We start from the raw sequence: 12,532 nt of genomic DNA on the forward strand, positions 1-12,532 counted from the left end.
CGTCCCTTTTTGGTATCGTCCCTTCACGGCGGTCCTCCTTGGAAAAGGTCGTCCAGGTCTCGCAACCCGGACGGTAGGCAACCGCCGTTCCCTTTTCAACTTTCAACGGAATCCGGGACAGGCTCGGTTCGTGACGAGGAGATGACAATGACGCGAAGTTGGTGGATGGCGGTGAACGCGGTTTGGGCGATCGCGCTGATGTTCGCGGTGGCGTCGTGCGGCTGCGGCGACGACGACGATGACGACGACTCCGCCGTCATTCCGGACGACGACACGGTCGATGACGACGCGACGGACGACGATGCCGACGACGACAGCGGCGACGACGACACCTGGCCGCCGCTGCCGGATGACGACGCCGATGACGACACGGGCGACGACGACACACAGCTTCCCGACGACTACATCGCGAGTTGGCCGCAGTCGAACGTCGCGAATCCCGATTACGACGAGACCCCGACCGCGGGCGATCTGCGCGCCAAGGCCGACGAATACGACGAGTGGCACAAGGAATGGCACCAGCCGGGCTACGGCGGAAACATCCACACGACGTTTTCCGACGACACGCACACCACCGTCACCGGCTACCACGGCTGGGGCGACAGTTGCATCTGGACCGGCACCTATCTCGGCTCCCAGGCGCTGCGTTATCACGCCACGGGCGACCCGGTGGCCAAGGACAACGCGGTGCGCATGGTGGACGTGCTGGCGGGTTACTATTACGTCACCGAAACGCCGGGCTTCATTGCGCGCTACTGGGCGCCGCAGTCGATCCTCAGCTACGGCGGACACCCGTGGTGCGAAGCCAACGACCGCTGCCACCACGTCGAGTCGGGCGAATTCGCCGGCGACTGGTGGTGGGGCGAGACGAGCCGCGACCAGTACACGGGGTGGTTCTACGGCATGTCGCTCGCCTACGACCTCGTCGACGACGAGGACACGCGCCAAACGATCCGCGACGTGATGACCGAGGTGCTCGACGGCGTGATCGCCAACAACTGGTGGATCATCGACGAGGCGGGCGAGCGCACCGACGCCGCGCCGGACATCCTGCCCCCGCAGGCGCTCGACTGGGCGCTGATCGGTTACCACATCACGGGCGAGGAACGCTTTGCCGACGAGGTGCGGACCTGGATTCGCGATTCGCAACGCCTTCAGATCCAGTTTTCGTCCATCGCGCTGTTCAACCACTACGCGCAGTATTACGGCAACAACCTCGCACACACCAACTGGTTCAACCTGCTGCGCCTGGGCAAGGCGTATTTCAGTCCCGAGGACTATGCCTTCCTGCTCGACGTCTTCGACACGCAGGTGCACACGTTCACGCGGCTTTCGCACAACCCGTGGTTCACCGCGATCTACATGAGCACCGACGCCTATGTGCCCGAGCGCGACGACCCCTATCAGGTTCAGCTCGAGGAAGACCTCACGGCGTTCCACTCGGCGCCCAACGTCGAATATTATCTGGACGCGCGCGTGGGCTGGACGCCCGATCCGTTCTCGGTGCTTCTCAACGATTTGCAGACGCAGTTCCCGTTTCTGGAAGAAGTGATGGGCACGGCGAACGTGCAGGCGTTGGAGGCGTTTCCCGTCGATCAGCAGTGTTCGTCGGGATTCATGTTCCAGAAGAACCCATTCGCCGTGGACGCGTGCGGATCGGACGATCCGACGATCGTCAACTCGGGGCATGACTACCTCGCCGCGTACTGGACGGCGGCGTATTTGGGCCGGCTGACGAAAGATCAGTAGCAGCCCTCACTCCAACCCCTCTCCCGCGGGGCGGGAGAGGGGTAGCGGCCCTTGCTCGGCGTCGTTTCCCGCCCCGGTTCGTGGTAATATGCGCCGATTTTTCTCGGCGGATTCGCCGACGTTTCGGAGCCATCGCATGACACATCCATCGGGATTTCGAGGGCACCGTCTGCTCGCGCTCGCACTGATCGCGTTCGCCGCGGGCGTGTTCGCGGGTCCGGCGCGGGGCGCGGCTTTCGATCCGCGCAACGGCATCGAGGCACGTTCGTTTGCTCGCGCTCACGCGGCCGCGCTCGAGAAGAAAGCAGAGGCCGAATACGCGCTGGCGAAGCGGCGACTCGCGCGCGTCACCCCACGGGGCAAGGCGCTCATCAATTCCGTGCTCGTCACGCACTCCTCCGCGGAGATCACGTTCGACACGGTTGTAGGCACGATCGACCTGGCCGCCGAGATCGAACTCGAAGCTCGCGAGGACGACGTGGAGGAGATCGAGCTGCTCGTGGAAATGCTCGAGACCATGGCCGTGAAAGACGAGTCGGACAACGACCTCGACTGGATCTGGGACGCGCCGTCGCAGGTGCTCATCGTGACGCCGCCCGCGACGATGAACCAGGGCGACACGCTCACGATCCATTTCACCAACTCCGGCGCTCCCGAGTGCGCGCCCGACGATTTCTTCGGCATGGAGTTCTGCCGCGTCGGCGCGGATATCGTGTATTTCACGGGCGTCGATTTCCTGCCCGTGTCCGCACCGTACTCGTACGACGACCTCTACGCGGGCGGGCCGACGGACTTCGACATCGTCACGCCGCCCGACTGGAAAGTCGCGACGACCAGCGACCCTGTCGGTGTGGACGAGGGCGTGAGCGAGTGGACGCACCACTTCGAGGGCCACTTCAACAACACCTACGGTGGATTTGCCGCCGCGCCGTTCGAGACCTTCGAAGCAACGGCGGGAGATGACGTGCCCGTCACGGCGTTCGTGCATTCGGGCACGACCGACTACGCCGGCCAGTGGGCGCAGACGGGTGCGGACATCATCGACACGTTCTCGGATTTTTACTCGCCGTACCTCTACAACAAGCACGACATCATTCAAACACGCGACGAACTCGGCGGCGGCGTCGGTCCGCAATCCGCGACGTTCTACTACGCCTCGGCGCTCAACACGCCTCCCGACCAGTTCAGCGCGGAGTCGATCTATTCCCACGAGATCGGCCACCAGTGGTGGGGCAACATGGTGCGTCTCGGCGATCCCTACTCGCCGTGGCTCAACGAGGGTTTCGCCGAGTACTCGTCGCGCCTCTACGGATACGAAGTCTGGCCGGCGTACTACCAGGACTACCTCTACGACTTTTACTTCCTGGCGTTCCTGTTCTACGTCGGCCCGGAGAACGAGTTGCCCATGACGGGCGAGGGACTTTTCTCGGGCGACTCGCTTGCGTATCAGGCCGCGACCTACTGGAAGGGCGCGCACGTGCTGCGCATGCTGGAGTGGTGGCTCGGCCGCGACGAATTCCTCGCCGCCCTGAAGACCTACGCCGAGACGTATCGCGCCGACGCGTCGAATGAGTCCATCGACTTCGACAAGTTTCAGACGGTGCTCGAAGCCGAAACCGGCGCGGATCTCGACGCGTTTTTCTACCAGTGGGTCTCGCACACGGGCTTCCCCGAGTATCGCTGGTCGGCCGAATTTTCGGGTCAGACGGTTCAGGTGCGCGTCGAGCAGGTGCAGAACAGCGACGTTTTCGACCTGCCGATTCCCGTGACGATCTGGCTGGAGGACGAGGACGATCCACGCGTCGAGGCGATGGAGTTCAACGAAAATGGCGTTGCCGACGAGACGTTCTCTTACGACTCGAATGTGCGCGGCGTGCGCGCCGACGGCGACGCGCGGATCTGGGGCGACAAGTTTCCCGCGCTGACGGGCGACGTGAACTCCGACAACATCGTGGACGGCATCGACCTGATTTACTGGGCTTGGTCGTCGGGCGGCGCGATCACCGGCGGCGACGACGCATGGAACTACATGAGCGAAAGCGACTTCGACCGCGACGGTGACGTGGACGCGGACGACATCGACGCGTCGCTCGCGAACTTCGGCGCGGAGGGTCACATCGATGGATAAGCGAATCACGATGGTTCTCGCCCTGCTTGCGCTGATGTTCTGTTTCGCGGGATGCAAGAACGACGACGGCAACGGCGGCGGGGGCGGTTCGGCTTCGGATGATGATGACGACTCGGGCTTCGACGCGACGTCGATCGAGTTTACGCCGGCTTCCGGCGGCGGCGCGGCGGGCGACGTGTGGCTCGAACTTATCGAGGTCGATCTCGACACGAACACGGTGCAACTCGCGGTCAAGGCGCGCGGCATCGCGACGATCTTCGGGCTCGCCGGCGAGTTGATGTACGACGCGGGGGTCGTCTCGCTCCAAAGCGGCGAAGCCTCGGCGGCGATGAGCGCCGGCGGCGCGTCCGTGCTGGCGGGGGCGGCGGATCGCGGCGCGGGCGGCGCATTCGGATTTGCCCGCGAGCGAGCGCAAAGCGGCACCGTCTCCGCGAACGACGCCACGCAGATCGGCACGCTCACCTTCCGCGCGACCGGCGCGGGCGAGACCGAAATCGCGTTCAACGACGAGCGCAGCCACGTCCTCGACGATGGGCTGGAAACGGTCGAGGTGACGCGCTGGCTCGGCGGGACGGTGGTCGTCGAGTGACGCGGCGTATTCGGCTCGCCGTTCTGATTGCCGTCGCGGGAATTCTCGCTGCGTCCAACGCCCTCGCCGCGAAGGTCGTCTTCGAAGAACTGCTCGGCGTGGGCGAGGACGGATTCTCCGTCGGCTGGCAGACCGACGAACCCGCGCCGACACGCCTCGCCTTCGGTCCGCTGGAGTTTGCCCCCGACGACGCGATCGAAATCCCCGGCGAGCGCACACACCATCTGGTTGAGGTCACGGGTCTCGATCCGGATACAGTTTATTTTTACGCGATCGATGGCGCGGACCCGGTGAATTACGACGTCGCGATGTGGTCGCCGGGCTGGGCGCGCACGCTGCGTACGCCGCCGGGTGAATTCCTCTTCTCCTTCGCCACGGTCAACGACACGCATGTCGGCGAGGACGTCGCGGGACTCATCCGCGTCGGATCGCTCACGCTCACACCGGGCTTCACGTGGGACGATCCCGACAATCCTTATTGGCTCTTCACGAATCGCTCGGCGGTTGAGGGCATCAACGCCACCGACGCCGCGTTCGTGATCCACAAGGGAGACGTGACCGCCGACGCCGACGATTGGCAATACGAAAACACACTGAACATCTTCGGCGAACTCGCGACGCCGATCTATTTCGCGCGCGGCAATCACGACCGCATCCAGCACGGCGAGGATTACTTCAAGCTGATCCTCGGGATCACCGAGACCGATTTCTGGTTCGACGAATCGGGCGTGCGTCTCGTGATTGTGGACACCAACGACGCAAACGGCAGCGGCGACGTGCGTGACGACCAGATCGACTGGTTGCGCGACGTGCTCGACGACGCCGAGGCCAAGGGCCTGCGTGTGATGATCTTCGCGCACCACACCTTCGCGACCGACACGCCGATTTACAGCGTCAACACGTCCGACGCGTTCGCGCTCACCGAGCTGCTCGGCGGTTACGACAACATCGCGGGGATGTTCGCGGGCCACAGCCACCGCGCGTCGGTGCATTTCGCGACAGCGACCGGCGATCTACCCTACGCCGAAACGCCCGCGACGAAGGAGTACCCGATGGGGTACTGCGTGATCCGCGTGTATGAGGGCGGCTACACGCAGACCTTCCACCGCTCGGCCTGCGACGAGTGTCTCGTGTGGAGCGCGATGACGCAGGACCAATATTTCGGCTTCGCGCCGTTTCTGCAATTCGGCGACACGGCCGACCGCAGCTTCCGCTACGTCTATCCCGACTGGCGCGACGAGGACGCCGCGGACGACGACACGTCCGACGATGACGTGGCTGACGACGACGTGACAGGAGACGACGACACGTCCACCGACATCCCGGCCTACGGCGACGACGATGATGACGACGACGACGGGTGTGGGTGCTGAGAACGACTTGAGGCCTGGGACTTGAGGCTTGGGGCTCTCAAGCGGGAAATTCGAGTGCCGCTTTGAGGCCCCCTCGTTCACGAGCCGCCGGAACGCGGAATCAGGCTTGGGGTTTTCGTTTGTTTCTAGATTCGTAATTATTCTTACGCTTTATTGCCACTTGTGGTACCATGAAAATTAGAGATGTTTGGACTGGAGGGTTCAATGTCCGCGACAAGTATTTCGACGTTTCCTTTCAACGCGAATCAGAAGTTCGAGCCTCAGCGCAACTCCCATCCCAAGCGAGGCCAACCTCGAGGATGCATCATCTCGACCGGCATCGCCCTCGCCATCTTCGCCGTCTGTCTCGGCTGGGCAGCGCCTGCAATTGCGGAACTCGTGTACGAAAGCGAAGTCGATACCGGCTGCCTGCGGGGCTCCGTTCAGATCGGAGGCGATGGCCAACTCTATCTCCTGTGCAGGGACTTTGAAGTTCGGCGATATTCCCAGGATTTATCGATATCCGCGACTTTCGTACCCGATTCGGCAGTTGACGACGAGCATGCTCTGGCGTGCCAAGCCGAGAGCCTCGCGGTACGCGCAGACGGTTACATGGCGGTCAGCGGGTACCTGTGCGAACGTTATGATGAGTACATGGAAGAAGCTCCGATGGAGTGCGCCGAAAACATTCCCTATGCGGCGGTCATCGATCCGAGTGGAACGACCGTGCTGGAATACTTCCCTCAGACGACTTCGGAAGTCGCCAGTAACGCGGACCTCTACTCGGTTTCGTGGCAAGGGGATGACCTGTTGGCGGTGGGAGACGTGTGCCTCAACGGCAATTGGGACGAATGCACCGAACGACGATACTTCGCCGTACGCCTGACGACCGCCGGACAGGAAGTTTGGAACCTCAATCTTCCACGGGAGGACGCCAGCGTGGAGAGGCCGCTCATCTGGGGCGCACCGGACGATCGGACGGCGATTTACTATCGCGTTCGGAACGCCGAGGTGGACGGACGTCTGATCGGAGTGGGGAACGCTGGGGACATCGAGTGGACGCACTCTTGGCCGCATAGTTTTCCGGAGTCGATTGGTCTGATGCCGGACGGACTATGGATCGCGGCGGGGGACCGTCTGCGAGGGATTGATCCTGTGGACGGCGACGTGCTCTGGGAGTGGGAAGCGGGGCCAGAGTTCGAGATCGCCCCGGACGGGTCTTTTTACACGGTCGATTATGCGTCCGCGCAATTCGATCTGACGCGGCGCGACGTCGCGGGAACCCCGATCTGGCAATCCGCGATCACGGATTCGGAGTCCCGGTTGGCGATTCCGCCCTGTCGGGGGGTCGTCTATTTCGAGGAAGGGGAACCGGAAGCATCCGTGACGACGCATCTGGTGAACGATCTCGGCGAACTCGTCGATTCTGAGTCGTACGAGGAACCGACCGAGTGGCCCGATGAAAAGGGGTACATCGCCACATCGATGGTAGCCGGCGAAAATGGGAGTGTTTTCCTCGCCGCGACGTTCACATTGGACGACACGGCGTACACTCCCGTCGCCCATTTCTACAAGACCTATCTGATTCGCTATCGGCTGACCGACGATCCCGACGCGTCGTGTTCCGGCCCGCCGCCTGACGACGACGCGGACGACGATGTCGATGATGACGTCGCCGATGACGATGCGGCTGACGATGACGCGACCGACGACGACATCGGAAACCTTGCGAACGACGACGTCTCGGTATCGGACGAAGACGACGACGGGTGCGGGTGGTGAGCCGGGCGGCTTACGCCTTCGTCTCGCCGAACAGGCGGCCCGCGCCGATCATCGTCTCCGCGGCCCAGTTGACGAAGCCCGGGAACCATCGCTGCAGGTAGAGCCCCGTTTGGCAGGCGGCGTTGAGCAGCGGATAGCGCCGCCCGCCGTTGGCCGCGTAGCGCTCGAACTCGGCGTCCGATCCGTCGCCGTTTGCGTCCATTAACTGCACGTCGGCCCGCCGGCAGCTTCCGTCCCACTTCAGGCATCGGGTCGCGTACGCGCCCCGGCGAGCGCAGCACCGCGTGGCGCGAAAACGCCACCGACTGCGCGTCGCGCGAGCCGTCGCACGCATCGCAATTGAAGATGCACCCGCGAAACGCCATCGAGTAAGGATGCGCGCCGACACCCGACTCGTGTCCGCGGCAAGCCTTGTGATACGATTGCGCCATGAAATCCGCACACATGCTGGTTGTGTTTGCCCTCGCCGCCTCGCTGTTCGGCTGCGCGGGCGACGATGATGATTCCTCGAAAGACGACGCGGCGGTCGACGATGACATGGCCGATGACGACATGGACGACGATGTCGCGGACGACGATGGCGACGACGACACGTTCCCGCCGTTGCCGGACGACGACGCCGACTGCGCCGACGGCGAGCGCGCGTGTTCGGACGACGCGCTGGAGCTTCGCGTGTGCGAGGGCGGCGCGTGGACGATCACGGCGTGTATGCGGGACCAGGGCAAGCTCTGCGAAGACGGCGCGTGCGTGGACCCGTGGCGCTACGGCTCGCCCGCGTACGACGCCTGCGCCGACGATCCCCACGCGACGGCGATGACGCTCGCGGAAAAAGCGGCGAAGTACGACGAGCTGGCGCCGCGCCTGCACATCCACCCCGACGACAAGCGCGTCCACAACGTCACGCTCTTTGCGCCGCACACCGAGGAGGACGGCACGTGGGAAGACGTGATCGACTGGCATACGGGTGAGAACGACGGCCTGTGGACGGGGCTCTACATCGCGTCGCAGGCGTTCCGCTACGCGGAGACCGGCGATGCCGACGCGCTCGCGAACCTCGACGTGATGATGGACGGCATGGAGATCGGCATGGCCATCACCGGCGTTCCGGGAATCTTTACCCGCGAGTATATCCCGCCCGATATCGTGGGGATGTCGTGCCCCGCGAATCCCTCGCAGTACGTCCCCGACGAGGAAAAAGACGACAACAGGTGGGTGAAGGTCGACACCGACGGCACCATCCTGATCTACGATGCGGGCGCGGCCGACTGGGTGCGCACCGCGCACGTCGTGCCCGAGGAATTCGCGGGTTGGTGCTGGCTCGACAACGTATCGCAGGACGAATACGCGGGGCACATGCTGGCGCTCGCGGCGATCCTCAAGCTCGTGGACGACGCGGACATTCACGCGCGGGCGACGGAGCTCGCGCGCAAGGTCGCCGTCCACCTGATGACCAACGATATGGCGTTCGTGGACTGGGACGGCCGCGTGGTCGAACACGGAAGCCTGTGGCCGCTATCGTTGTTGGATTTCCCCGCCTTCAATGCCGTTCTCGGGCTTTCTTACATCCTCATCGGCGCGGACGCGACGGACGACCCGGACCTCGAGGACTATTACGAGAACTGCCTCCTCCAGCGCGACGGGCCGCACGACTGCCTGGACCGATACCTCACGCCTCCGTCGTCGTTCGCCGACTGGCTGTGGTTCACGGGGCTGTATTTCGGCAGCCGCGACGCCTGCAAGTCGAACTGGAACAACTTCGCGATGATGTGGCTGGGGATGTTCCAATTCATCTGGTACGAACACGACCCGGCGCTGCGCGCGACGGCGCAGGACATCTATGAAAACAAGATGTTCTACTTCCCCGGCAACGACCGGCAGATGGCGAACCAGCAGAACGCCGGATGGTCGATTCTCTACGCCGGGATGAAAGCCATGGGGCCGGGGACGACCGGCGCGGACACGGACGCCGTGCGCGATGCAATGTGCGGCCTGCGTCAGTTCCCCGAGTCGAAGACGTCGCCCGAAATCCACGTGGGCGAGGCCGACTACCCAACCGACTGGGATTGCCAGAGTCGCTTCCCCTCCGAGTATCTGACGTTCGATCCCGTGCCGGTCTACCAGCGCTGCCCGCGCACGTTCCTGTGGTGGGCCAATCCCTACGAGCATCAGAACTGCGATGCGAATCCGCAGCTCGTATTCCAGCCCGCGGACTATCTGCTGCCCTACTGGGCCGCGCGGTATTTCGGATTTGTCGGCGAGGACGACTAGTGACGCGCGCCGCGCGTCGCCCGACCGCCTCGAAACGCGAGCCGCGCGTTGCGGACGTGTTCGGACTCGCGTTGGCGTTCGCCGGTCCCGCCGTTTTCGCGCTCGGCTTCGTGTGGATGCTCGCCGCCGTGCGCGCGTGTTCGGCTCCCGCGCCCGCGATCGTGACGTACCCGGACGACTTCGGGGTGCGTCGAATCATGATCGACGCGGGACACGGCGGCGAAAACGAGGGCACGCGAACGTGGTGGGGGAAGCGCGAGAAGGACCGCAACCTGGATTTCGCGCTCGGCCTCGCCGAGCATCTGCGCGCGGGCGGGCACTGGGAAGCGCTGGTCACGCGCGAGACCGACGTCGATCTGCCGAACTCGCAGCGGCCCGAGATCGCAAACGCGGCGGGCGTGGATCTCTACGTCAGTCTTCACGGCAACGGCGCGGTCGACGTACGCACGGGCTTCGGCGTGATCTGGTATCTTGCGCAAAACGACCCGCGCAGCACCTTGCTGGCCGACACCCTCGCCGGCGCGCTGTTTGACGGCGGATTCCGCCGAGATTTCAGCATGGGGCCGCGCTTCACCGAACCGCGCGGGCCCGAGGCGCCGGAGGAATTCACTTATCAGCGAACGCACGAATCGCTGCCGGTGTACGTGCGTGAGCGCACCGACCACCGCATGATTTGGCCCGCCACCATGCCCGCCGTGCTCATCGAGACGCACTACATGACGAATCCCGTCGAGGCGTGGCAGTTTTCGTTCGACCGCACGCGCGCGCGGCTCTTCGCGGCGATCGAGCGGGGGCTCGTCGATGCCATTGCCGCGGGCGTGCTTGAACCGCTCCCGAAACCGGCGACGAAGAAGTAGCTCCGAACGGAATCAGGCCAAGTGCTGACCGACCACGGCAAGTCCCGCGACGTCGTGCACGTCGACCGCGAGCGCGGGGATGCGCGCGACGAGATCGATTTCGGGGATGCGGGCGAGGAAACCGCTCATGACCTCGCCCTCGGCGGCGGCGACGCGGTCGAGATCGGCGGAAAGGTCGGCGAGCGCGTCCACGAGCGGAGCGTATTCGGCGGGGATTTCGCCCAGCGCCGATTCCACGGCGGCGAGCGCCGCGTCGGGATCGCCGGTCCACAGCGGCTCGTGCACGCGGTTGAAGACGACCGCGCCGATGGGCAGGCGCTTCTCCACGAGCCGGTCGCGAAAATACGCGGCCTCGTCCACCGCCGGGTGGCGCGGCGTGGTGACGACGACGAAAACGGTCTCGGGATCGGCGATGAGGCGCTGCACCGCGCCCGCGCGCGCCTTGAAGCCGTCGTAGAGTCCGTCGAAGGCGAGGAAAAACTCGGACAGGTCGGCGAGCGTCTGATAACCCGTTCCCTTTTCGAGCACCTTGAAGATGATCTCGGCGCCCTTTTGCGCGAAGCGGAACCCCATCTTGCCCGCGAGCAGGTAGGGTTTCACGAACCACTGCACGACCTTGCCGTCGAGGAACTCGATCATGCGGCGCGGCGCGTCGAGAAAATCGAGCGCGTGCTTGGTGGGCGGGGTGTCGAGCACGATGAGTTCGTAGTCGGTGTTGCCGGCGATCTCGTAGAGCTTTTCCATCGCCGAGTATTCCTCGCTGCCCGCCAGCGCGCCCACGACCTGCTGATAGTAGTGGTTGCGCAGGATGCGGTCGCGGGTCTCGGCGTTCGGCGCGATGCGATCGACGAGGTCGTCGAACGTGCGTTTCACGTCGAGCATCATGCCCCACAGCTCGCCCTTCGCGCCCGGGCCGAGGGCAACGCGGCTCGCTTTGTTTCCGAGTTCCGCGAGGCCCAGCGAATCGGCGAGGCGCCGCGCGGGATCGATGGTGAGCACGAGCGTCTTGCGCCCTTCCGTCGCGGCGCGCACGGCGATCGCGGCGGAGACGGTCGTCTTGCCGACGCCGCCCGATCCGCAGCAGATCACCACTCGCCGGCTTTTTACGAATTCCTGGAACGACACGCGCAATCCGCCGTTCGCCGCCGGTCGCTCATTTGAGGCCGGAGGTCATGTCCATGATGGGCAGCATGATCGACAGGATGATGAGCAGCACGACCCCCGCCATGACCAGCAGGATCAGCGGCTCGAGCAGCGACATCATCGCCTGGATCGTGGACGTGACATCGCGGTCGTAGGCGTCGGCGATGCGGAAGAGCATGTCCTCCAGCTCGCCGGTCTGTTCGCCGACCGCGACCATATGAATCACCATCGGCGGAAACACGCCGGAGTTTTCCAGCGGCTTCGCGATCGACTGCCCCTCGCGAATGTTGTCGCGGGAATATTCGATCGCCTTTTCGATGATGACGTTGTTGACGACGTTTTTGACGATGTTCATCGCGTTGATGATCGGCACGCCCGATTGCAGCAACGTGGCCAACGTGCGCGAGAAACGGCTGACGGCGGTCTTGCGGATGATCGCGCCGAAGATCGGCATTTTTAGAACGAAGGCATCCCAGGTTTTGCGCCCCTTGGGGGTCGCCTGCCAGCGCTTGAACGCGTAAAACGCCGCGCCCATCACCGCGAGGATCAGCCACCAGTAGCCGCGCGCGAAGTTGGCGAACGTGAGCAACGCCATCGTGATCGGCGGCAGCGCCTTGTTCATGCCCGCGAAGATCTGCGAGAGCTTCGGGATGACGAAGACCAC

Annotated in this window: 10 protein-coding genes; 7 read left to right on the top strand and 3 right to left on the bottom strand. The window is 64.2% G+C overall.

Annotated elements, in window-relative coordinates:
* Window positions 1–147: 147 nt before the first annotated feature.
* The 5 genes from IT350_03530 (at window position 148) to IT350_03550 (ending at window position 7,600) form a co-directional block, all read left to right on the top strand.
* On the top strand, window positions 148–1,749 hold the full coding sequence (locus IT350_03530) for a hypothetical protein (protein ID MCC6157097.1): 1,602 nt from the start codon (window positions 148–150) through the stop codon (window positions 1,747–1,749).
* A 136-nt stretch (window positions 1,750–1,885) separates the two neighbouring features.
* Window positions 1,886–3,877 (top strand): hypothetical protein, encoded by a 1,992-nt coding sequence (locus IT350_03535; protein ID MCC6157098.1) that lies wholly within the window; start codon window positions 1,886–1,888, stop codon window positions 3,875–3,877.
* Complete coding sequence (locus IT350_03540) at window positions 3,870–4,466, top strand: hypothetical protein (GenBank protein ID MCC6157099.1); 597 nt, start codon at window positions 3,870–3,872, stop codon at window positions 4,464–4,466. Before IT350_03535 ends, IT350_03540 begins: the two co-directional genes overlap by 8 nt.
* Window positions 4,463–5,839: a metallophosphoesterase gene (locus IT350_03545; GenBank protein MCC6157100.1), complete on the top strand. Its 1,377-nt coding sequence runs from the start codon at window positions 4,463–4,465 to the stop codon at window positions 5,837–5,839. The genes IT350_03540 and IT350_03545 overlap by 4 nt, the downstream gene beginning before the upstream one ends.
* Window positions 5,840–6,043: 204 nt before the next feature.
* Window positions 6,044–7,600: a hypothetical protein gene (locus IT350_03550; protein ID MCC6157101.1), complete on the top strand. Its 1,557-nt coding sequence runs from the start codon at window positions 6,044–6,046 to the stop codon at window positions 7,598–7,600.
* A 10-nt stretch (window positions 7,601–7,610) separates the two neighbouring features.
* Here the strand turns inward: IT350_03550 and IT350_03555 are convergent, their stop codons facing one another.
* Entirely contained in the window at window positions 7,611–7,811 is a 201-nt protein-coding gene (locus IT350_03555; protein ID MCC6157102.1) for a hypothetical protein, read from the bottom strand.
* A 218-nt stretch (window positions 7,812–8,029) separates the two neighbouring features.
* Between IT350_03555 and IT350_03560 the strand changes: the two genes are divergently transcribed.
* Both IT350_03560 and IT350_03565 read left to right on the top strand, forming a co-directional pair.
* Complete coding sequence (locus IT350_03560) at window positions 8,030–9,868, top strand: hypothetical protein (protein ID MCC6157103.1); 1,839 nt, start codon at window positions 8,030–8,032, stop codon at window positions 9,866–9,868.
* Window positions 9,868–10,725 carry an N-acetylmuramoyl-L-alanine amidase gene (locus tag IT350_03565; protein MCC6157104.1) on the top strand — a complete coding sequence of 286 codons (858 nt, stop codon included), beginning with the start codon at window positions 9,868–9,870 and terminating at the stop codon, window positions 10,723–10,725. Before IT350_03560 ends, IT350_03565 begins: the two co-directional genes overlap by 1 nt.
* Window positions 10,726–10,737: 12 nt before the next feature.
* Here IT350_03565 and IT350_03570 read toward each other — a convergent pair whose 3' ends face one another.
* Complete coding sequence (locus IT350_03570; protein ID MCC6157105.1) at window positions 10,738–11,850, bottom strand: ArsA family ATPase; 1,113 nt, start codon at window positions 11,848–11,850, stop codon at window positions 10,738–10,740.
* A gap of 28 nt (window positions 11,851–11,878) precedes the next feature.
* The coding region (locus IT350_03575; GenBank protein MCC6157106.1) for a type II secretion system F family protein at window positions 11,879–12,532 on the bottom strand (654 nt) is incomplete at its 5' end.

The organism is Deltaproteobacteria bacterium (assembly GCA_020845895.1).
GTDB lineage: Bacteria > Lernaellota > Lernaellaia > JACKCT01 > JACKCT01 > JADLEX01.

What these genes read in the sequence shown, in the direction of transcription:
- IT350_03530 (MCC6157097.1), top strand. Translation starts at nt 148, where the DNA reads ATGACGCGAAGTTGGTGGATGGCGGTGAACGCGGTTTGGGCGATCGCG.
- IT350_03535 (MCC6157098.1), top strand. Translation starts at nt 1,886, where the DNA reads ATGACACATCCATCGGGATTTCGAGGGCACCGTCTGCTCGCGCTCGCA.
- IT350_03540 (MCC6157099.1), top strand. Translation starts at nt 3,870, where the DNA reads ATGGATAAGCGAATCACGATGGTTCTCGCCCTGCTTGCGCTGATGTTC.
- IT350_03550 (MCC6157101.1), top strand. Translation starts at nt 6,044, where the DNA reads ATGTCCGCGACAAGTATTTCGACGTTTCCTTTCAACGCGAATCAGAAG.
- IT350_03560 (MCC6157103.1), top strand. Translation starts at nt 8,030, where the DNA reads ATGAAATCCGCACACATGCTGGTTGTGTTTGCCCTCGCCGCCTCGCTG.